Source organism: Streptosporangium pseudovulgare (genome assembly GCF_014648055.1).
GTDB lineage: Bacteria > Actinomycetota > Actinomycetes > Streptosporangiales > Streptosporangiaceae > Streptosporangium > Streptosporangium pseudovulgare.
Genome location: NZ_BMQJ01000004.1, coordinates 66,123 through 86,020, shown reverse-complemented (window position 1 = coordinate 86,020; position 19,898 = coordinate 66,123). Strand labels below are relative to the sequence as shown.

Here is a 19,898-nt window from a genome sequence, read left to right as displayed (position 1 = left end):
TCCTGCTCAATACCTGGTTCCAGCCATGCGAAGCATATGCGTCCGCCGGGATTACGTCGCATCGGACCCGGCCCCGCCCGGCTCCACGCCCGGTCCCGCGGCCCGTCCGGCGCCACGCGCGACCCCGGAACCCGCCCGGTGTCTCAGCCGGGTGCGGCCCGCATAGTCCGCCGACGGCCGGGTACGGCCAGCACAACCGCCGACGGCCGGGTACGGCCCGGCCGGGGCGACGGTGGTCCGGTGCGGAACGGCCGGGACGACGGTGACGCACGGCGCGGCGCCGGAGACGAGTCCCCTTGACCGGCGGACCACACGACGAGAAGACACAGAGCTGGTAGGAGGACTTATGACGATGAAGAGCGCGGGCGAGGAGCAGGTGAACATCGTCGACGAGCGGCTCTACCTCGGCAGGGGCTTCGCCGACGACGAGCGTCCCGGGATCGTGGAACGGTTCACCCCGCTGGAGAAGCGACTGCGCTCCCACCCGCTCAGCTCGGTCGACCTGCTGCTGAACGTCAAGAACCGCGACCGGGCCGAGCAGAAGGTCACCCTTGAATGCCGGCTGGCGGGCGCCGACCCGCTGGTGGCGACCTCCGGCGAGGAGGACATGACCTCGGCGCTGAACGAGGTCCGCGACGACCTCGTGCAGCAGCTCGACAAGCTCAAGACCAAGCGCGACCCCCGGCAGGACCGTCACCAGCAGCGCCGTCCCTGACACCGCCGGCCCGCCGACCGGCCGGAGACCGGGACGGTGACCCGGCCGGAGGATCCGGACGCAGACCGGGACCGCGGCCGGCCGGAGGATCCGGACGACGGACGGCATCGGTACCGGCCCTGGTCAGAGGGCGGAGCCGCCGGTGGCGTCGAGGGTCGTGCCGGTGACCCAGCGGGCGTCGGCGGAGGTGACGAATGCCACCACGTCGGCGACGTCCTCAGGCGTGCCGACCCGGCCCAGGGCCGCGAAGCCCGCCGCGTACTCCTGGGCCTCGGGGTTGCCGCGCAGCCAGTCGGCGTTGATGTCGGTGTCGACGAACCCCGGGGCGACCGAGTTCACCGTGATCCCGCGCGGCCCGAGCTGCTTGGCGAGGGTCCGGCCCATCACCTCGATCGCCCCCTTGGTCCCGGAGTAGGCGATGGTCCCGGGAAGGGCGATCCTGGTCACCCCCGACGTGATGTTGACGATGCGGCCGCCGTCCCGCATGAGCGGCAGCGCCCGCTGGATGATGAAGAGCGGCGCCTTGACGTTCACCGCGTACACCCTGTCGTACAGCTCGGGCGTGAGCTCCTCGATCGGCACCGAGGCGTTGACTCCGGCGTTGTTGACCAGGATGTCCAGCCCGTCGATCTCCGGTTCCAGCGCGGCGAAGAGCGTGTCCACGTCTCCGGGCACGCCCAGCTCGGCCCGTACGGCGAACGCCCGGCCCCCGGCCCCGGTGATGGCCTCCACCGTCTCCTTGGCCGCCACCTCGTCCCTGCCGTAGTGAACGGCCACCCGCACACCGTCGCGTCCCAGCCGCAGTGCGATCGCCCGGCCGATCCCCCGGCTCGCACCCGTCACCAGAGCGGTCCTCATGTCACTCACTCCCATCTTTAGCGGTCGCTACAGAAAAGACCGTAGCACGGTTCTTTAGCGTTCGCTACAATTGGGGACATGGGCAGGCAACGCGAGTTCGACCGGGACGCGGCACTGGAGAGCGCACTGCGGGAGTTCTGGCGGCACGGGTACGAGGCGACCTCGATCGCCGCGCTCACCACGGCCATGGGCATCCGCCCGCCCAGCCTGTACGCCGCCTTCGGTGACAAGCGGCGGCTGTTCGACGAGGTGGTGGAGCGCTACCAGCGCACCCACGGCGCCTTCGCGTCACGGGCGCTGCGCGAGGAGACGACCGGCCGCGCCGCGATCGCCCGTTTCCTGCGCCAGGCCGCCGCGGAGTACACCGACCCGTCCCACCCGCCCGGCTGCATGGTGATCAGTGCGGCGGTCAACTGCGGACCGGGGTCGGCGGAGGTGGAGGAGAGCCTGCGCCGGCGCAGGGAGGCGGGCAAGGCGGCGATCGCCGAGCGCGTCGCCGGCGACGTCGCGGCGGGCCGGCTCCCCGCGGACACCGACGTCGGCACGCTGGCGACCTTCTACGCCGGCGTCCTCCAGGGCATGTCCACCCAGGCCCGCGACGGCGCCGGCCGTGAGGAGCTGGAGCGCGTCGCCGACCTCGCCATGCTCGCCTGGCCCGCGGGAGACGGCGACCGCGACGGCCCCGGCCCGGAACGGCGCGGAGCGACCCGGCCGCCCGGACCGACCGGCTCAGGCGGTCCGGGGCGGCGCTGAGCGGCCCGGCCGCCCGGACTGACCGGCTCGGGCGGCGCGGAGCGGTCCGGGGCGACCGGGACGACCTCTCCGGACGGCCGGGACCTGGCGAACCGGTCGATCCGGGCGGCCGGGCGGCCGGGCCGGGGTCACTGGTTCTTGGCCGAGCTGTCCTCCGGCGCCGTGTCGCGCGTGGTGGCGCGGAGCCAGCGCGTGCCGTACGGCTCCAGCGTGAACCTCACCCGGCCGTCCGGGGGAAGTTCCTGGGTGCCGTCCACCAGCAGGTCGACGAGCACGTCGCAGTGGCCCAGGTCCTTCAGCACGAGCTCCACCTCCGCCTCGCGGCCGGCGAAGTTGTGCACCGCCACCACGGTGCCGCCCTCGGCGTCGGCCCGGTGTGCCAGTACGGCGTCGTCCCCGGTGTCGAGCACCTCGTAGGAGCCCCAGGCCAGCTCCGGGGACTCGCGGTAGCGCTCGATCAGCAGCATCATCCAGTGCAGCAGCGAGTCCGGGTCGCGGCGCTGGTCGCTCACGTTGACGTTGCGCGGGCCGAACCTCCCGTCCGGGGAGGGGACGGAGACCTTCGGGTCGGGCGAGAAGCCGCCGGAGGGCGACCACTGCATCGGGATCCGGACGGCCATCCGGCCCTCGCCCGCCAGGTTCTCACCGAGGCCGATCTCCTCGCCGTAGAAGAGCACCGGCGTGCCCGGCAGGGTGAACAGCACGCTGTAGGCCAGCTTGAGCCGGCGCGCGTCGCCGTCGAGCATCGGCGGGAGGCGGCGGCGCAGGCCCCTGCCGTACAGCTGCATGTCCTTGTCCGGGCCGAAGGCGTCGAAGACCTCCTGCCGTTCGGCGTCGGTGAGCTTGTCCAGGGTCAGCTCGTCGTGGTTGCGGACGAACATGGCCCACTGGGAGTCGTCGGGCGGCTCGGGCCGCTCGCGCAGCGCCTCGGCCAGGACGCGCGGGTTCTCGCGGGCCATCGACAGGTGGAACCGCTGCATGGCGATGAAGTCGAAGCACAGGGTGACCTCGTCGCCGTTGCCGTCGCCGAAGTACTTCATCAGGTCGGGGTAGGGCAGGTTCACCTCGCCGAGCAGGATCGAGGAGCCGTCGCGGCGGCTCATGAAGGCGCGCAGGTCGGCCAGGAACTCGTGAGGGTCGCCGTCGATGTCCTCGATCAGGAACGGCACCGCGTCCACCCGGAACCCCGACAGCCCCAGCTCCATCCAGAACCCGAGGATGCGCGCGATCTCGTCGCGCACCTCGGGGTTGCCCGTGTTCAGGTCCGGCTGGAAGCGGTAGAAGCTGTGGTAGTAGTACTGCCCGGTCTTCTCGTCGAGCTCCCAGACGCTGTCCTCCTTGTCGGGGAAGACGATCGCCTTCGGGTCGAACGGCTCGGGCTCGTCGCGCCAGACGTACCAGTCCCGTTTGGCCGAGTCGCGGCTCGACCGGGCCTCCTCGAACCAGGGGTGCCGGTCGGAGGTGTGGTTGACCACCAGGTCGGCGATCACCCGGATCCCCCGGTCCCTGGCCGTGCGCATGAACTCCACGAAGTCGCCCAGGGTGCCGAGCCGGGGGTCCACCGAGTAGAAGTCGGTAATGTCGTAGCCGTCGTCGCGGTCCTCGGTCGGGAAGAACGGCATCAGCCAGATGCAGGTCACCCCGAGCCGGTGGAGATGGTCGACCTCCTGGGCGAGTCCCCGGAAGTCGCCGATGCCGTCACCGTTGCCGTCCTTGTAGGTCTCGACGTCAAGGCAGTAGACGACGGCGTTCTTCCACCACAGGTCGGCTGTGTAGGTCATTCGCATGCATCCGCACTACCCTCGCTTGACGGTTTCATGAGGAAAGCGCGGGTTGTGGAGCACGGCCCCGCCCGGGGAAGGCACGGGTCCCGGAGCCCGGAGAAGGCACCGGTCCCGGAGTACGGCTCCGCACGGACGAGGCGCGGACCGTGGCGTACGGCCTCGCGCGGAAAAGCCGTGCAGCCCGGCTCGCATGGAGGAGCCGTGGAGCGCGGCTCACATGGGAGAACCGTGGAGCGCGGCTCGCACGGGAGAGCCGTGAAGCCCGGCTCGCATGGGAAAGGCGCGGACCGTGAAGCCCGCGCCTTCCCGTTCGTCCGGTGCCCACCCGCTCCGCCGGCGTGCCGGTCACGTGTGCGACCCGTCGGCCGGAGGGCCCTTCACGGGGCCCTCCGGCGTCTCGCACGGCCGGTGGAGCGGGATGTCCCCGCTCAGGGCGATGGGATCAGCACAACGGGACGATCGTGGTGGCGCAGACCCCGCCGACCGGGTAGGCCCGGACGACCCCCACGACGGGACGGGTGTAGAGCACCGGCCGGGTGTACACCATCGTCCTCGGGTAGACGACCTGCTTGGGCGGATAGACCACGGTCACCTGCCCCACCGGGCCCTGCAGACCGGTCACACTGGATGTCCCGGCGGGTCCGGGCGGACCCTGCGGACCCTCGGGTCCGGGCGGGCCCTGGGGACCCTCGGGTCCGGGCGGACCTGTCAGACCGATGTCACCCTGCGGACCGACCGGCCCCTGCGGGCCGACCGGGCCGATGTCACCCTGCGGACCCGCCGGACCGACATCACCCTGCGGACCGGTCATGCCCATCGGACCCATCGGACCCTCCGGACCCTGCGGACCGGCCGGACCGATGTCACCGGGCAGACCCTGCGGGCCGGGCTCACCCTGCGGGCCCTGCGGACCAGCGGGGCCGACGTCACCGGGCAGACCCTGCGGCCCCATCGGACCCATCGGGCCCTCCGGACCGGCCGGACCAGGCTCACCCTGCGGACCGGGAAGCCCTGGCTCACCCTGCGGACCGGTGTCACCCTGCGGACCCTGCGGACCAGCGGGGCCGACATCGCCGGGCAGACCCTGCGGCCCCATCGGGCCCTCCGGACCCTGCGGACCGGCCGGACCGGTGTCACCCTGCGGGCCCTGCGGACCGGCCGGACCGACGTCACCGGGCAGACCCTGCGGACCCATCGGACCCATCGGGCCCTCCGGACCGGCCGGACCAGGCTCACCCTGCGGACCGGTGTCACCCTGCGGACCCTGCGGACCCGCCGGACCGGTGTCACCCTGCGGACCCTGCGGACCAGCGGGGCCGACGTCACCGGGCAGACCCTGCGGACCCATCGGGCCCTCCGGACCCTGCGGACCGGCCGGACCGGGCTCACCCTGCGGGCCCGCCGGGCCGGCATCGCCCTGCGGACCGGTCATGCCCATCGGACCCATCGGACCCATCGGACCTTCCGGACCCTGCGGGCCGGCCGGGCCGACGTCACCGGGCAGGCCCTGCGGACCCATCGGACCCGGCTCACCCTGCGGACCGGGAATCCCGGGCAGGCCCTGCGGGCCGGCGGGACCAGCCGGACCGGCCGGACCGCGCTCGCCCTGCGGGCCTGGAAGGCCGGGCAGGCCCTCGGGCCCGGACTCGCCCTGCGGACCGGCAGGACCCTCCGGACCCTGCGGACCCGCCGGGCCCTGCGGACCGACGCCACCCTGCGGGCCGACGGGACCCGCCGGACCGGCCGGACCGGCCGGACCCTGCGGACCCGCCGGGCCCTGCAGACCGGTGTCACCCTGCGGGCCGACCGGCCCCTGCGGACCGACCGGTCCGGGCGGGCCCTGAGGGCCGGCCGGGCCCTGGGGTCCGGGAGGACCGGGGGGAACGGCACAGAGGGACTCGGGAAGACGGAGCCACCTGCACAGCAGGATGTAGTTGCCCGCCGCCACGGGCGGAGCGGAAGTGGGAGCGGCCGCCGGCGGGGTGGGGATGGGACGAGGCACCGCCGTACCCCACGACGAAGTACAGAACGTGTGGAAGGTCACCATGAGCGGGCTGTCATCACAGAAGGGGTCAGGACCCCCCTTGCTGCTCTGCACCTGCTTCGGCACCTGCTTGGGTGCTGTGTCGGCGAACGCCGGAGCGGACGCCTGGGCGAGGACGGCCCCGGCGAGTGCACCGCTCGCCAGGACGCTTTTCATAAGGGTAGCCACGACGTCTTCTCTACTCTTCCGGCGCTCGCAAAAAACCCGGTGCGGGCACTTTTGAACCACGGCGGGGAATCAGGAAACGGTGTCCCCCGGAATCGTTTGACGCACCTGACGAGGAGAGCGCGTTTCTTTACCCATCACCCCCACAAAACGTCGAATAAAAGCAGATGTCCTTAAGGGCCGAACAGCTCCACCAAATGCCTTATCGCGCCCTATGCCGACAACATCGGTGAAGCCGTTAAAAAGCCGGAAAGCCGCACATCATCCTGAAAGCGAAACACTCCGGAGAAGTGGGACGGAAGCGTGGCCATCTCCCGGCGGGGACCGGTGGGGACCGGCGGGGACTTCCGATGGGGAGACCTGGACCCGCGGTCTCCCCAGGGCCGCGATCGCCCGCTAATGTGCTTGACGCCCGATCCCCCACTCCCGGAAGGCGGACGCACCCATGACGAACGACTACGCGACGACTTTCAAGATCATTGACGTCGACGGTGACGGCCTTATCTCGCTTGAGGAGTTCACCCGCCTCATGGAGGTGCTCGGCCAGCCGGTCACCCCCGAGACGGCCCGTGCCGCCATCGCCAAGCTCGACCAGGACGGCGACGGCCTGATCTCGCTTGAGGAGTTCGCCGGATATCTCCGGTAGGCCGGGGGGACGCGCCGTTCCCTCCCGCCCCGCTCTCCGCCGGGCGCGCCGGGCGCGGATGGGCGCCCGGCCCGCGGATCCCCCTTGCAGGCCACGACGGGCCAGCCACGGACCGGACGCAGTTCAGGTCCATTCCCGGCTCTCCGGGCCGTGACACCTGCCGGAATCGCCGCTCGTCGGCGGCCGCATACCCATATCCTCCTCAGCCCGGACATTCCGCACTCCGTTCTCAGGTCCGGCGGCTCTTCGGCCGCTCGTCGGCCGGGCCGGGTCTGCGGACGTAGACGGGGTCCCCGGGCTGGATCATGTCGTAGATCGGCCTGGCGTTGTGGAGCGGAATGCGGATGCACCCGTGCGACGCCGGGTGCCGGGGCACCTTCTCGGAGCCGTGGAAGCCGATCTGGCCGTTGAAGTAGACCGTGTAGAACTGGTCGCCCAGCGGTCCGCTGGTCCACCCGGGCGTCCGCAGCCAGGCGCGGAAGTCGCCGGTCGGCGTGACCGCGACCCCGCAGTGGCCCTTCTCGCAGTAGTGCTCGCCGTTCCCGGTGGAGATGTGGGTGACCAGCTCGGGCCTGTCGTTCCGCCACACGGTCAGCAACTGCCGGCGCAGGTCGATCTCCACCCGCGTGGGGCCGCCGGACGGCACCAGCGGCCTGATCCGCGCGGGGTGGGCGAGCGCGCGCCAGGTGGGACCGTCCACCTCGTCGACCGGGGGCAGCCCGTTCGCCTTCTGAAAGGCCCACACGGCCGCGCGCATGGCGGGGCCGTACGTGAGGCCGGGCGGGCCCTCGTCGAAGCCCAGCCGGCTCAGCCTCCGCCGGACCGCGAGGACGATCGTCCCCTCCGCGCCGGGCCGCAGGACCGGGAACCTCACGGCGGCGTGCCCGCGGCCGGAGACCGGCCGCCCCGGGCTCTCCGGCCGTCCCGGCGGGGCCGCCAGGACATCCGGGGCGCCGGGGACCCCCGGCGAGCCCGCTGAGCCCGCGGGCACCGGAGGACGCGACGGCGCGACGTCGCCGGGTGCGAGCTGGAACGGCAGGACCGCCGCCAGCAGGAGAGCCGCGTTCGCCGTCAGCATGCAGCTAATGGTCTTTCGCATTTTCCACGCCCATCCGCGGTAAGGGGAGAACTCTCAGAAAGAGCGCGAGTATCGCCGCTCCTCCACGGCCGTCCGCACCAGTCCGACGGCCTCCCGGGCGCACCCCCAGGAAAAGCTGAATCCGGCGCCGCCGTGCGCGAAGTTGTAAACGACCTGGTCCTCCTCATCCCATTCCAGGCAGACGTTCTCGCCGCGGAACGGGCGCAGGCCGACCCGTACCGGCTCGTCGGGGTCGATCCTGGCGCGGCGCAGCGCGGGCATGAACGCGAGGCACCGCTCGTACATCTCGCGGATGGGGGCGTGGTTCTCCAGATCGATTCCGGTGTCCCACTCGTCCTTTTCCGCCAGCCCGCCGAGAACGAGGAGATTCTGGTTCCGCGGGACGATGAAGACGATGTCCTGCTCGTCGTGGCGCTCGTCGTGGGAGACGCAGTGGGCCTCCTCGATCCGGGGGCCGCGCAGGCCGCCGTTGCGGACCCGGACGAGCGCGCCGCGCAGCGGGTACATGGGGACGCCGCGCAGCTCGGCGGTGCCGAGTCCGGCGCAGCAGACGACCAGTCCGGCGCCGAACCGCTCGCACAGCTCGCCCTGCCGGGCCGCCAGCGGGCCCTCGACGCGGTGCCGTACCACCCGTACGCCGTGGCCGACGACCTCGCGCATCAGCCACACCATGTACCGGTCGGTGTCGATCATGGGCGCCAGGTGGGAGTAGGCGTCGACCACGCCGTAGTCGGGGTTCACGCCGTTGCGCTCGGCGAGAGCCGGGTCGCGGAGGAAACCGCGGACCTTCCCGGCGAGCTCCCGCATCTTGTGCAGATCGTGCGGGTTCTCCTCGACACGGTGCCGGAAATAGAAATTGGACCTCCGCATGGCCACCCCCGGCACCTTGGCGCGGGCCATTTCCTCGAACATCCGGTACGAGGTGACGCACCAGTCCTTGGACCGGGCGAGTGATATCTCGTCGTGGTGGTACCCGCACACCGCGGGCGGCCACTCCCACAACGCCCCCGCGACGACCGAGACGATGTCGGGTGCGAACCTGTCTGCGACGACGGTGACCCGGAAACCCTCTCTGGCCAGACACAACGCGGTCGTCAGTCCGCTTACACCGGCCCCGACAACGAGTATTCTCTCCGAATTCGCGCGCACCTGAGAACGCCTTCTTCCTGGATTCGCCCGGATCGACCGGTATTTCGGCGCGACCGGCCGCGAAACAACCGCCCCGCCGTCCCACTCAAACGACTCCAAGGGTAGATCCGGGCGCCGACGCCCCCCGGAGCGTCGGCGTGTCCGGGAAATCCCGCGAACGACTACGGAACCAGGACGAACGATGAACGATCAGAGAGATCGCCTGGACCGGACGCGGGTAACCCCGGCGGCCCGCCGAATGATTCGATGACGGCCGGTCGATCCCGGGCCGACCTTCACCGGCCGATCGGCGCCATCGGCCGGGCGGAAGGTTGACGCTTTTTTGGCACGGCCGCAGGAATGCACGGCTCCCGATCCGGGCGCAAGGGGAGAGATTGCCTGCGTTGCTCGGCAAGCTCGCCTATTCGCCCCCGGTGGTATCGATGGGCGGAGGCGGTCGGGCGAGTCCCGCTTGTACGGGAATCTGGCGGCAAGGAGGGGATTGGGCCCCGCATGACGGACGCCCCGCCGGAGAGCCGGCGGGGCGTCACGGATCAGCCGCCGATCCGCTGCCGGGTCCACCGGAGCGACGCCCAGACGGTGATCAGGCGATGCTCAGACGGTGGTCAGACGGTGATCAGGCAATGGTCAGACGGTGGTCAGGCGGTGGTGAGGTAGACCTGGCTGACGACCTCGGCGAGCTTCTTCAGGTCGCCGGCCGCGTCGGTCTCCGGCGTGGCCGGGTCGTAGATGGCCGCGATGCGGCGCTGGACCGGGGCGAGCTTCTTCAGCTCGTCCCAGGCGGTCAGCCGGTTCACCGTGCCCTGGGCGGTCCGGACGCGGGTCCAGAGGTTCACCTGCTGGGCGGCGCCGTCCTTGACCGGCGCGGACACCCGCATCGCGACCTGCTCGGGGGCGACCTGGCCGACGACGCCGGTCTCCTCGGCGGCCACCTGGGTCAGGACGTCCCAGGCGCGGGCGCGGACCTGGATCCACTGGTTGCGGTGCGCCTGCTCGGCGTCGATCTTCCAGGTCTGGTAGCCGCCGTACAGCAGGCCGGTGTCCAGGGAGAGCTGGTCGAGGCGTCCCGCGTTCACGTAGCCCTCGACCTTCTCGGGGGTGAGCAGCGGGTACCGCTTGGTCATCTCGGTCTTGCAGGCGGCCTCGGCGCCGCAGGCGAACTCGGGGACGACCGTGTGGACGCCCAGCCGCTTGCCCGGGGCCGCCTGACGCAGCGCGGCCGACGCGCCGGTGACGAAGGCGGTGACCTCGGCGTCCGTCGCGAACGTCTTGTTGTAGCCGAGCTGCGAGGTGAAGCGGATCCCGGTCACCTCGGGCCGCGCGGCCAGCGCCGCGACGCGCTTGACGGCCGCGGCGAAGTTCGCCGGGCCCGCCTTCCAGTCGTCGGCCAGCTCGGTGTCGAGCCAGACGCGCAGCCCGCCGCTCCGGGCGGCGGTCACCGCCTTGCCGGTGGGGGTCTGCGCGGCCGCGGCCGCCTCCTGGGCGGTGGGAGCCTGTACGGCGGGCTGGGCGCCCTGCGTGCCCTGGGTCGTCGCCGGGGTGGCCGCCGTCTTCGCGCCGGTGCCGCCGGGGCCGGTGAAGCTGCCGTTGTCGGGTCCGGTCACGCTGCCGTCACCGCCGATCCCGTGCCCGTCGGTCGAGCACTGCTGGCCGCTCTCGCACTCGGGGGTCCCGCCGTCCTCGGCGTCCTCCGGGAGGGGGGAGCCTTCGTCGCCGACCGCGCCGTCGCCCTGAAGCTCCGCGCAGTAGTTGCCGGGGGCCGAGCAGTCGATGAACTTGCCCTGCAGCGGGGTGGCGTCCTTGAGGTTGGCGCCGTCGTCGGCCAGCCAGAACCCCGCGACGCCGAGGGCCTCGTCGGGCTTGGCCAGCCAGTGGCACACCACGTACGCCGGGGCGTCGGCGCTCAACAGATCGTTGCAGCTCCGGGGATCGTCCTGGGAGTAGGCGGCGACCGCGGGAGTCACCACCCCGATGACCGTGAGCATGGCGCCGACGGCCAGGGTTCGCCGCAGAGTGAGTCGCATTCTTAAGCTCCCGGGTGAAGCCGGTCAAAACGATCGTTTGGCACTCTATCCGGATCATCCCTATCTCAACAGGTTTTGTCAGGAAGTCAGCAGGTTCCCCCTCGCCCCACCGGCCCGTCCCGCACCCGGCCGCCCCGGCGGGGTGCCGATAATCGAAGCATGATCCCCGTACGGCGGGCCCGCTGATGGCGGCCGAGTCCTCACAGACCCTGGAGCGCGGTCTCCGGCTGCTCCGCCTGCTGGCCGACGGCCGGCGTGGCCGTACCCCCACCGAACTCGCGACCGAGCTGGGGCTGAGCCGCCCGGTGGTCTACCGCCTGCTCACCACGCTCCAGAACGAGGGTTTCGTCCGCCGGGGCGGCGACGGCCGGGTCCACCTGGGATTCGGGGTGCTCGTGCTGGCGCGGGCCGTACAGCCGCTGCTCCGCGAGGGCGCCCTGCCGACGCTGCGCGGGCTCGCCGAGGAGGTGGGCGCGACGGCGCACCTGACCGTGGCCGAGGGGGACGACGGCCTGGCGGTGGCGGTGGTGGAGCCCTCCTGGACCGACATGCACGTCGCCTACCGCGAAGGGTCCCGCCACCCGCTCGGCCGGGGCGCGGCCGGGCACGCCATCCTCGCCCTGCGGCAGGGCCGTACCGGCTACGTCGTCACCGAGGGCCAGCTCCAGGAGGGCGCCCGCGGCGTGGCCGCGCCCGTCACCGGCCTGCCCTGGCTGGAGGCGTCCGTCGGGGTCGTCGCCTTCACCGCCCTCGATCCGGCCGTCGTCGGCCCCCGGGTCTCCGCCGCGGCCGCCGAACTGGGCCGCGCCCTCGCCTGACGGAACCCGGCCGACCCGGCGAAACTCAATGAAATCCGTCCAAACCTGTCCCAACCCGGTGGAACGCGGCAGGCGGGCCCGCACCGCAGGAGAGCATGGGTGGACCGGGCGCCGAAGGCCCGCCCGGGTCAGGCGATCGGTTCGAGGAGCTCCAGGCGGTTCCCGTGGGGGTCCTCGCTGTAGAAGCGCCGCATTCCCGGGAAGTCGTCGTCGAACGTCACCGGGTGACCCGCCTCCGCCAGGCGCCGGGCCCATCCGTCGAGGTCACGGACCAGCAGGCCGGGATGCGCCTTGCGCGCCGGGCGGAAGTCCTCCTCGACGCCGAGGTGCAGCTCGACGCCGTGCCCGCGGAACCAGCAACCGCCCCGCGCGGCCAGAACGGGAGGCTTGGGGATCTCGGTCAGACCGAGCACTCCCCCGTAGAAGTCCCGCAGGGCGGGCTCGCTCCCCGGCGGGCAGGCGAGCTGGACGTGGTGCAGCATCACGACCCCCTTTTGCATCTTGACGTCAAGATACTTCGTCCGCGAATCGCGCCGCCATCCATCGCTCCACTTGGTCACCGCTCCGAAGCCGCCGGTTCTTCGGGGCGGGAGCGCGCCCGGGTCCCCGGGGTGTCGCGGTAGAGGTCGCGCAGCAGCAGCGCCTCCGCGCCGTGGTGGATGACCTCGCGGTTGATGTGCAGGACCAGCGCGGCCATGGGGTGGTCGGCGAACGGTCCCTCGGCGGGACCGCAGGGCCGGGACAGGCCCTCGGCGCCGAGCTCCCGCACGCCGTCCGTCCAGGCGGCGTACACCTCGTCGAGCTGTCTCAGGGCCTCGCCCGCCGTACCGGCGTAGGGGAAGGTCGGGTACTCGACGGCGGGCCCCCCGAAGTGCGCGGCGGCGCGCGCCCCCAGGACCCCCACGATGATGTGGGCGAGACGCCAGGCGATCGTCGTCACCGGCGACGGACTCGGCTCGGGGCGCACGAGGTCGATCACGAAGTCCCCGTTCCCGACGGCGCCGGACGCGGCGCCGGCGCCGCGGGGCCGTACGCTCCAGCAGCCGGCGACCGGCTCCCAGAGGTACTCCTCGTCGGTCAGGCCGTCGAGACGGGGCCGCAGGTGGTGGTGCCAGTGCCAGTCGAGCTGCTCGGAGAGCAGGTGGTTCCAGTCCAGGGTCGTACCGGGATGAGTCATGGCGGGACGATAGAAACGATCGGGGACCGTATCGGTCCTCGATCTCTGGCAATCTCGGCCCATGTCCCACACACCGGCGCTGGACACCTCCGCCAGGCTGCTGAAGCTGCTGTCCCTGCTGTGGTCGCGCCGGGACTGGCCGGGCGCCGAGCTCGCCGCGCGCCTGGGCGTCACCCGCCGCACCGTCCGGCGCGACGTGGAACGGCTGCGCCTGCTCGGCTACCCGGTCAGCGCCACATCGGGCGTGGCGGGCGGATACCGGCTGGAGGCCGGGGCCACTCTGCCGCCGCTGCTGCTCGACGACGAGGAGGCCGTCGCGGTGGCGATCGGGCTGCGCCTGGCGGCCGGCGGCGCCGTCGCCGGACTGGAGGAGACCTCGATCCGGGCGCTGGCCAAGCTGGAGCAGCTGCTCCCGGCTCGGCTGCGGCACCGCCTGACCGCACTGCACGCCGCGACCGTGCACCTGCCCGGCCGGGCCGCGGCCGTGGACTCCGCGGCGCTGTCGACGCTCGCCGGCGCCTGCCGTGACCGGGAGCGGCTGCGGTTCGCCTACCGTGACGCCTCCGGCGTCCCCAGCGACCGTACGGTGGAGCCGTACCGGCTCGTCCACACCGGGCAGCGCTGGTATCTCGTCGCCCTGGACCTCCTGCGCGACGACTGGCGCACCTTCCGGGTCGACCGGATCGGCGCGCCGCGGCCGACGGGCGCCCGCTTCACACCGCGGGACCCTCCCGACGCCGCCGCGTTCGTCGCCGCCTCCGTGTCCACCGGCCCCTACGCCTTCACCGCCCGGGTACGGCTCGCCGCCCCGGCGGACGCCGTCGCCGGGCACGTGCCGCCGACGGTCGGCGTCCTGGAGGACCTCGCCGACGGGACGTGCCTGCTGACCACCGGCTCGGACTCCCTGGACGCCCTGGTCGCCCACCTGATCCTCATCGGCGTGGAGTTCGAGGTGCTGGACCCGCCCGAGCTGGCCGACCGCGTCCGCGCCACCGCCGGCCGCCTCACCCGCGCCGCCCCGGCCCGGCCGACGGACGGGTTCCGCGGACGGCTTCCGGAGTCAGTGGCCGGTCCGCAGGCCGAGACCGCCGTTGACCGGAACGACCTCTCCGGTCATGAACCCGTTGGTCGCGACGAGCAGGACGGCCTCGGCGACGTCCTCGGGCCGGCCGACGCGCCCCACCGGCAGGGCCGCGGCGTACTCGGCGAACATCGCCGCCCGCCGCTCCTCCGGCAGCCCGGACCACCACGGGGTGTCGATCACGCCGGGTGAGACCGCGTTGACCCTCAGCGGGGCCAGCTCGGCGGCCAGCGGCGGGACCATCGCCTCCAGCGCGCCGTTGATCGCGGCCAGGCCGGCGGTGCCGGGCAGAGCCGCCCGCGCCGAGGACGCGGTGAGAAGGGTGACCGATCCGCCCTCGGCCATCCGGGGCAGCGCCGCCTGAAGGATCCGCAGGTACGGCCAGACCTTCCGCTCGAACCCGTCGCGCAGGCCGTCCAGGTCGAGGGTGGTGAACGGCCCCGCGCCGGAACCGCCGCTGAGGGCCAGCACCAGGTGGTCGTACCGGACGTCCTCGGCGAAGAAGTCGCTCACCTCCTCGGACGAGCAGCCGTCCACCCGCCGCGCGGTGACCTTGCCGCCGATCCGCCCGGCCGCCGCGTCGAGCCGTACGGGGTCGCGGCCGGTGATCACGACCTCGGCGTCCCGCTCGGCGAAGAGCCTGGCGACGGCCTCACCGATCCCCGAGCTGCCGCCCATCACCAGCGAACGCCGTCCGGACAGCGACATGGGTCGCTCCCTTCGATTTGTCGATACCAAGAGTCTCGACAAATCATTGCCGAGACTAAGAGTCTCGTCAAGTAGGATCGGGACATGCAGACCGGCAGCGGTGATCAGGCCGCCCGCCGCCCACACACCGGGCGGCGGCGCAACGAGGCGGCACGGCGGGCGATCCTCGACGTCGTCGTGGATCTGATCGGGCGGGACGACGACGCGCCGGTGACGATCGACACGATCGCGGCGGCGGCGGGGGTGGGAAAGCAGACCATCTACCGCTGGTGGCCCTCCAAGGGGGCCGTCCTACTGGAGGCGATGACCGAGCGCGCCGACCTGGACATCCCGCCGTCCGACACCGGGACGCTCGCCGGAGACCTGGAGGCGTTCCTGCGCGCGACGTTCCGCCTCGCCGGACAGGCGACGATGGCCCGGCTGCTGCGCAAGGTGATGGTGGAGGCGCAGCTCGACCCCCAGATGGGAGAGGCGACGCGGAGCTTCCTCGCCCGGCGGCGGAGCGCGCTGCGGGGCCTGTTCGAGCGGGCCGCCGAACGCGGCGAGACCGCCCCGGGCACCGACCCGGACCTGCTGGTGGACCAGGCGTTCGGCGTGCTCTGGTACCGGATCCTCGTCGGTCACGCCCCCCTCACCGAGGCGTCCGCCGCCGAGCTGGCCGGGGCGCTGACGGCGCAGGCCGTACGGCGGGCGCCCGGCGAGCCCGGCTGACCACGCCGGAGGCGGGGCGCGGCCGGGCATGTTTGACAGGGCCCGGACCGGTGGCGGAAGGTTGTACGTATAAAGGACAGTAGTGTCCGATAAGCGGACATTCTGTGTCACCCTCTGCAGGCTCGGAGAGGCGCATGCCGTACTACCGCATGGTGGGAGAGGTCCCCCGCAAGCGACACGTGCAGTTCCGGCGGCCCGACGGCGGGCTGTACGCCGAGGAGCTGATGGGCGAGGAGGGCTTCTCCAGCGACTCGTCCCTGCTCTACCACCGCCACCTGCCCACGGCGATCCTCAAGTCCGAGGCGGTCGAGCCCACGGCGGCGACGGCGCTGACGCCCAACCTGCCGCTGTCGCCCCGGCACTTCCGCACCCAGGACCTCCCGGTGAACGGAGATCTGGTGACCGGGCGCGGGCTGCTGGCGGGCAACGCCGACGTCCGCATGTCGTACGTCGCGACCGAGACGCCCAGCGAGCTGTACCGCAACTCCATGGGTGACGAGTGCGTCTACATCGCGAGCGGCCGGGTCCGGTTCGAGTCGACCTACGGCGTGATCGAGGCCGGCGAGGGCGACTACGTCGTCATCCCGACCGGGACCATCCACCGCTGGGTCCCCGAGGGCCGGGTCACGGCCTTCACCATCGAGGCCTCCGGGCACATCCGCCCGCCCAAGCGCTACCTGTCGAAGCACGGGCAGTTCCTGGAGCACGCCCCCTACTGCGAGCGCGACCTGCGCGGCCCGCAGGAACCGCTGATCGTCGAGGGCGAGGAGGTGCCGGTGCTGGTCCGCACCCGCGGCGGGCTGACCCGGCTGGTCTACCGCAACCACCCGTTCGACGTGGTCGGCTGGGACGGCTGCCTGTACCCGTTCGCGTTCAACATCAACGACTTCGAGCCCATCGTGAAGCTCACCCACGCCCCGCCGCCGGTGCACCAGACGTTCGAGGGCCCGAACTTCGTGATCTGCTCGTTCTGCCCCCGGCCGCTGGACTTCCACCCCGAGGCCATCCCGATCCCCTACAACCACCACAACGTCGACTCCGACGAGCTGATGTTCTACGCGGGCGGCGACTACACCGCGCGCCGCGGCTCGGGCATCGACGTCGGCTCCATCTCGCTGCACCCGGCCGGGTTCACCCACGGCCCGCAGCCGGGCGCCGTCGAGGCCGTCATCGAGGCCGTACGGCAGGGCCACTCGCGCACCAGTGAGCTGGCCGTGATGGTCGACACCTTCCGCCCGCTCGACCTGGGACCGGCCGCCCTGTCGGTCGAGGACCCCGCCTACGCGTGGACCTGGGCGCGATGAGCCTCTTCGAGGCCCTCGTCGACGACGCGGGGCTGTTCCCGCCCACGGCGCTGCCGATGGCCGACGCGCTCCGGCGGCACCGCGACGACCTGGACACGGGCAGCCCGGTGCTCACCCACCGGTTCCTGTGCCCGGCGAGCCGCCTCGCCGAGCTGCGCGCCCACCTGGAGGAGGCGGGATTCCCCGGCGCGGGTCCCCTGGCGGACGAAGCCGACCGGGCGGGCCGAACCGAACGGACGGACGAAGCCGGCCGTACGGGCCGAACCGAACGGGCGGACGAAGCCGGCCGTACGGGCCGAACCGAACGGGCGGACGAGGCCGACGGGGCGGGCCCGGCCGGGCGGGTGGCGGAGCCGATCCGGCTCGGGCTGATCCTCGACACCCCCGAGGTCCCGCCGCTCGACGGCCTCACCGTCGAACTGGTCGAGGTGCCGGGCGGCCGGGCGGTCGCCCTGGACATCCCGGCACGGCAGTTCGTCGAGGTCACCGCGGCGCAGCTGCCGATCGACCCGCCGCCCGGGGGCGGGCTGAAGATCAGGTGCGGCGGCCTGACGGCGGCGGCCTTCCCCACCCCGCGGGAGCTGGGCGCCTTCATCACCCACTGCGCCGAGCGCGGCATCCCGTTCAAGGCGACGGCGGGCCTGCACAACGCGGTCCGCCACTTCCATCCGGGGCTGGGCACCGACCGGCACGGCTTCCTCAACCTGGTCCTCGGGGTCTGCGCGGCGGTGGAGGGCCGCGACCCGGTCCCGGTGCTGACCACCACCGACGTGGGCGAGCTGGTACGGCTCGCGCAGGCCGTACCGGACGACACCGCCGAACGCGCCCGGCGGCTGCTGGTCTCCTACGGCTCGTGCAGCACGAGCACGCCGATCGACGACCTGACCGCCCTGGGGCTCATCGGTGCGCCGCCGGCCGCGACGGGGTACGGGACCGGCGCGGCCACCGGACCCGCGACGGCCGGTACGGCCACCGACCCGGCGACGAAGGAAGAGCCGCCGGCCCGATGACGAAGAAAGAGGAGGAAGCGTAATGTCCTGGGGCCTTTCCAACCTGCCCTACGGGGTCTTCACCCGGAGGGAGGGCGAGACCCCGCGCGTCGGCGTGCGGTACGGCGACCACGTGCTGGACCTCGCCGCGGCCCTGCACGACGAGGTGTTCGCCACCGGATCGCTCAACGCGTTCATGGCCCGCGGCGTCACCGCCTGGCGCGAGACCCGGACGCTGATCCAGAACAGGCTGAGCGACGACCCGGCGGTCACCGCGTACCTCGTCCCGCTCGCGGAGGTGCGGATGCACCTGCCGTTCGAGGTGGCCGACTACGTCGACTTCTACTGCTCGCTGGAGCACGCCTCCAACCTCGGCCGGATCTTCCGCCCGGACGACGAGCCGCTGAAGCCGAACTGGCGGCACCTGCCGGTCGGCTACCACGGCCGGGCCGGGACCGTCGTGCCGTCCGGCACCCCGATCACGCGGCCCTCCGGCCAGCGCGGCGCCGGGACGTTCGGCCCCTCGGTACGGCTGGACATCGAGGCGGAGCTCGGCTTCGTCGTCGGCACGCCGACCGGCCTGGGCGAGCGGGCGGGGCGCTTCGAGGACCACGTGTTCGGCGTGACGCTGGTCAACGACTGGAGCGCCCGCGACATCCAGGCGTGGGAGTACGTCCCGCTGGGCCCGTTCCTCGGCAAGTCCTTCGCCACCTCGGTCTCGCCGTGGATCACCCCGCTGGAGGCGCTGTCGGAGGCCCGGGTCGCCGGGCGGGAGCAGGACCCCGAGCCGCTCGGCTACCTGCGCCGCGAGCGGCCCTGGGGACTGGACCTGACGCTGGAGGTCCGGCTGAACGGCGAGGTCGTCTCCCGTCCGCCGTACCGGGAGATGTACTGGACGCCCGACCAGATGCTCGCCCACATGACCGTGAACGGCGCGAGCCTGCGCACCGGCGACCTGTACGCCAGCGGCACGGTCTCCGGCGCGGAGCCGGACCAGCGGGGGTCGCTCATCGAACTGACCTGGAACGGCACCGAGCCGATCAAGCTGGCCGACGGCTCGGTCCGTTCGTTCCTGGAGGACGGGGACACGGTCACCATCTCCGCGACCGCCCCCGGGCCGGGCGGCGAGGTGATCTCTCTCGGAGAGGTGTCGGGCACGATCCGGCCGGCCCGGTGAGCCGCCTCGCGCGGACCCCGGTCCGCGCGAGGAGGGAGGCCGGATCCCGCGGTCCGCGCCCCGCGGGATCCGGCCGCGTCCCGCGGGCGCGGCCCGCGTGGTTCGGCCGCGCCCGTACGCGAGGATCGCGCGGGGCGCGGCCCGCGCGGTTCGGCCGCGCCCGGTGCGGGGACTCCTGACGGCTCGCCGGTCCCGTCATACCGTAGGAGAAGGAACCTCTCGGGCATCTCACTCGTTGTAACAAGCAGGAGGGCCGGCGTATGGACGAGTGGACCATCTGGTTGATTCTCGCGGCGGTGCTGGGCATCGCCGAGATCTTCACCCTGACCACCGTCCTGGGCCTGCTCGGCGCCGCCGCCCTCGTCACCGCCGCCGCCGCGGGGCTCGGCCTTCCGGTGCCACTCCAGCTCCTGGTCTTCGCGGCAGCGTCCGCCGCGGGGCTGCTGGGGGTCCGCCCGATCGCCAGGCGCCATCTCCGGCAGCTTCCCCAGAGCCAGCGGTTCGGGGTCCAGGCCCTCGTGGGCAAGACCGCCTACGTCCTGCGCGAGGTGACCGGCCGGGACGGCCGGGTACGGATCGGCGGGGAGGAGTGGTCGGCCAGGGCCTATGACGAGACACTGGTGATCCCGCCGGGGGCGGTCGTGGACGTCATCGAAATCGAGGGCGCGACCGCGCTCGTCTATCCCCGAGAGTGAT

Annotated in this window: 18 protein-coding genes and 1 pseudogene; 10 read left to right on the top strand and 9 right to left on the bottom strand. The window is 72.6% G+C overall.

The features are described 5' to 3' along the window. Nucleotides 1-346 precede the first annotated feature (346 nt). Nucleotides 347-715 carry an HPF/RaiA family ribosome-associated protein gene (locus tag IEZ10_RS10075; RefSeq protein WP_189246228.1) on the top strand — a complete coding sequence of 123 codons (369 nt, stop codon included), beginning with the start codon at nt 347-349 and terminating at the stop codon, nt 713-715. Nucleotides 716-838: 123 nt separating this feature from the next. Here the strand turns inward: IEZ10_RS10075 and IEZ10_RS10070 are convergent, their stop codons facing one another. Beyond that, nucleotides 839-1,573: an SDR family oxidoreductase gene (locus tag IEZ10_RS10070; RefSeq protein WP_308426261.1), complete on the bottom strand. Its 735-nt coding sequence runs from the start codon at nt 1,571-1,573 to the stop codon at nt 839-841. A 78-nt stretch (nt 1,574-1,651) separates the two neighbouring features. On the opposite strand from IEZ10_RS10070, the gene IEZ10_RS10065 reads away from it, so the two are divergent. Then, on the top strand, nt 1,652-2,326 hold the full coding sequence (locus IEZ10_RS10065; RefSeq protein ID WP_189246226.1) for a TetR/AcrR family transcriptional regulator: 675 nt from the start codon (nt 1,652-1,654) through the stop codon (nt 2,324-2,326). A gap of 128 nt (nt 2,327-2,454) precedes the next feature. On the opposite strand, the gene IEZ10_RS10060 is transcribed toward IEZ10_RS10065, so the two are convergent. Together IEZ10_RS10060 and IEZ10_RS38840 are read right to left on the bottom strand one after the other, a co-directional pair. Beyond that, nucleotides 2,455-4,107 (bottom strand): alpha-amylase family protein, encoded by a 1,653-nt coding sequence (locus tag IEZ10_RS10060; RefSeq protein WP_229811116.1) that lies wholly within the window; start codon nt 4,105-4,107, stop codon nt 2,455-2,457. 445 nt (nt 4,108-4,552) lie between these two features. Beyond that, nucleotides 4,553-4,732 (bottom strand): hypothetical protein, encoded by a 180-nt coding sequence (locus tag IEZ10_RS38840; RefSeq protein ID WP_229811184.1) that lies wholly within the window; start codon nt 4,730-4,732, stop codon nt 4,553-4,555. A 2,032-nt stretch (nt 4,733-6,764) separates the two neighbouring features. On the opposite strand from IEZ10_RS38840, the gene IEZ10_RS10050 reads away from it, so the two are divergent. Continuing rightward, complete coding sequence (locus IEZ10_RS10050) at nt 6,765-6,965, top strand: EF-hand domain-containing protein (RefSeq protein ID WP_179826028.1); 201 nt, start codon at nt 6,765-6,767, stop codon at nt 6,963-6,965. A 229-nt stretch (nt 6,966-7,194) separates the two neighbouring features. On the opposite strand, the gene IEZ10_RS10045 is transcribed toward IEZ10_RS10050, so the two are convergent. From IEZ10_RS10045 to IEZ10_RS10035, 3 genes are all read right to left on the bottom strand, one after another. After that, nucleotides 7,195-8,043 (bottom strand): L,D-transpeptidase family protein, encoded by an 849-nt coding sequence (locus IEZ10_RS10045; RefSeq protein WP_189246224.1) that lies wholly within the window; start codon nt 8,041-8,043, stop codon nt 7,195-7,197. Between the two features lie 54 nt (nt 8,044-8,097). Then, the gene (locus IEZ10_RS10040) at nt 8,098-9,213 is read right to left on the bottom strand and encodes an FAD-dependent oxidoreductase (protein WP_189246223.1); all 1,116 of its coding nucleotides are present in this window, start codon (nt 9,211-9,213) and stop codon (nt 8,098-8,100) included. Nucleotides 9,214-9,851: 638 nt separating this feature from the next. Beyond that, entirely contained in the window at nt 9,852-11,237 is a 1,386-nt protein-coding gene (locus IEZ10_RS10035; RefSeq protein WP_189246222.1) for a hypothetical protein, read from the bottom strand. Nucleotides 11,238-11,422: 185 nt separating this feature from the next. On the opposite strand from IEZ10_RS10035, the gene IEZ10_RS10030 reads away from it, so the two are divergent. After that, nucleotides 11,423-12,055, top strand: coding sequence for an IclR family transcriptional regulator (locus IEZ10_RS10030; RefSeq protein WP_189246221.1), 633 nt, complete (start codon nt 11,423-11,425; stop codon nt 12,053-12,055). A gap of 128 nt (nt 12,056-12,183) precedes the next feature. On the opposite strand, the gene IEZ10_RS10025 is transcribed toward IEZ10_RS10030, so the two are convergent. Next, nucleotides 12,184-12,555 (bottom strand): VOC family protein, encoded by a 372-nt coding sequence (locus IEZ10_RS10025; RefSeq protein WP_229811115.1) that lies wholly within the window; start codon nt 12,553-12,555, stop codon nt 12,184-12,186. 56 nt (nt 12,556-12,611) lie between these two features. After that, complete coding sequence (locus IEZ10_RS10020) at nt 12,612-13,232, bottom strand: DinB family protein (RefSeq protein ID WP_189246219.1); 621 nt, start codon at nt 13,230-13,232, stop codon at nt 12,612-12,614. Between the two features lie 61 nt (nt 13,233-13,293). Between IEZ10_RS10020 and IEZ10_RS10015 the strand changes: the two are divergent. Beyond that, nucleotides 13,294-14,262, top strand: a pseudogene (locus IEZ10_RS10015) (helix-turn-helix transcriptional regulator); the annotation flags it as partial. A gap of 30 nt (nt 14,263-14,292) precedes the next feature. Here IEZ10_RS10015 and IEZ10_RS10010 read toward each other — a convergent pair. After that, the gene (locus IEZ10_RS10010; protein ID WP_229811114.1) at nt 14,293-15,021 is read right to left on the bottom strand and encodes an SDR family oxidoreductase; all 729 of its coding nucleotides are present in this window, start codon (nt 15,019-15,021) and stop codon (nt 14,293-14,295) included. Between the two features lie 84 nt (nt 15,022-15,105). On the opposite strand from IEZ10_RS10010, the gene IEZ10_RS10005 reads away from it, so the two are divergent. The 5 genes from IEZ10_RS10005 (at nt 15,106) to IEZ10_RS09985 (ending at nt 19,897) form a co-directional block, all read left to right on the top strand. Next, nucleotides 15,106-15,732 carry a TetR/AcrR family transcriptional regulator gene (locus IEZ10_RS10005; protein WP_189246218.1) on the top strand — a complete coding sequence of 209 codons (627 nt, stop codon included), beginning with the start codon at nt 15,106-15,108 and terminating at the stop codon, nt 15,730-15,732. 134 nt (nt 15,733-15,866) lie between these two features. Beyond that, nucleotides 15,867-17,036, top strand: a complete 1,170-nt coding sequence (locus IEZ10_RS10000) for a homogentisate 1,2-dioxygenase (protein WP_189246217.1) — start codon at nt 15,867-15,869, stop codon at nt 17,034-17,036. After that, nucleotides 17,033-18,046, top strand: a complete 1,014-nt coding sequence (locus tag IEZ10_RS09995; RefSeq protein ID WP_189246570.1) for a hypothetical protein — start codon at nt 17,033-17,035, stop codon at nt 18,044-18,046. Before IEZ10_RS10000 ends, IEZ10_RS09995 begins: the two co-directional genes overlap by 4 nt. Nucleotides 18,047-18,068: 22 nt before the next feature. Then, nucleotides 18,069-19,202: a fumarylacetoacetase gene (gene fahA / locus IEZ10_RS09990; protein WP_189246216.1), complete on the top strand. Its 1,134-nt coding sequence runs from the start codon at nt 18,069-18,071 to the stop codon at nt 19,200-19,202. A gap of 260 nt (nt 19,203-19,462) precedes the next feature. Then, entirely contained in the window at nt 19,463-19,897 is a 435-nt protein-coding gene (locus IEZ10_RS09985; RefSeq protein WP_189246215.1) for an NfeD family protein, read from the top strand. Nucleotide 19,898 lies beyond the last annotated feature (1 nt).

Bases quoted from the DNA above. Each gene is read 5' to 3' on its own strand.
- IEZ10_RS10075 (WP_189246228.1), top strand. From the start codon at position 347: ATGACGATGAAGAGCGCGGGCGAGGAGCAGGTGAACATCGTCGACGAG.
- IEZ10_RS10070 (WP_308426261.1), bottom strand. From the start codon at position 1,573: ATGAGGACCGCTCTGGTGACGGGTGCGAGCCGGGGGATCGGCCGGGCG.
- IEZ10_RS10065 (WP_189246226.1), top strand. From the start codon at position 1,652: ATGGGCAGGCAACGCGAGTTCGACCGGGACGCGGCACTGGAGAGCGCA.
- IEZ10_RS10060 (WP_229811116.1), bottom strand. From the start codon at position 4,107: ATGACCTACACAGCCGACCTGTGGTGGAAGAACGCCGTCGTCTACTGC.
- IEZ10_RS10050 (WP_179826028.1), top strand. From the start codon at position 6,765: ATGACGAACGACTACGCGACGACTTTCAAGATCATTGACGTCGACGGT.
- IEZ10_RS10045 (WP_189246224.1), bottom strand. From the start codon at position 8,043: ATGCTGACGGCGAACGCGGCTCTCCTGCTGGCGGCGGTCCTGCCGTTC.
- IEZ10_RS10035 (WP_189246222.1), bottom strand. From the start codon at position 11,237: ATGCGACTCACTCTGCGGCGAACCCTGGCCGTCGGCGCCATGCTCACG.
- IEZ10_RS10030 (WP_189246221.1), top strand. From the start codon at position 11,423: ATGGCGGCCGAGTCCTCACAGACCCTGGAGCGCGGTCTCCGGCTGCTC.
- IEZ10_RS10025 (WP_229811115.1), bottom strand. From the start codon at position 12,555: ATGCAAAAGGGGGTCGTGATGCTGCACCACGTCCAGCTCGCCTGCCCG.
- IEZ10_RS10020 (WP_189246219.1), bottom strand. From the start codon at position 13,232: ATGACTCATCCCGGTACGACCCTGGACTGGAACCACCTGCTCTCCGAG.
- IEZ10_RS10010 (WP_229811114.1), bottom strand. From the start codon at position 15,021: ATGTCGCTGTCCGGACGGCGTTCGCTGGTGATGGGCGGCAGCTCGGGG.
- IEZ10_RS10005 (WP_189246218.1), top strand. From the start codon at position 15,106: ATGCAGACCGGCAGCGGTGATCAGGCCGCCCGCCGCCCACACACCGGG.
- IEZ10_RS10000 (WP_189246217.1), top strand. From the start codon at position 15,867: ATGCCGTACTACCGCATGGTGGGAGAGGTCCCCCGCAAGCGACACGTG.
- IEZ10_RS09995 (WP_189246570.1), top strand. From the start codon at position 17,033: ATGAGCCTCTTCGAGGCCCTCGTCGACGACGCGGGGCTGTTCCCGCCC.
- fahA (WP_189246216.1), top strand. From the start codon at position 18,069: ATGTCCTGGGGCCTTTCCAACCTGCCCTACGGGGTCTTCACCCGGAGG.
- IEZ10_RS09985 (WP_189246215.1), top strand. From the start codon at position 19,463: ATGGACGAGTGGACCATCTGGTTGATTCTCGCGGCGGTGCTGGGCATC.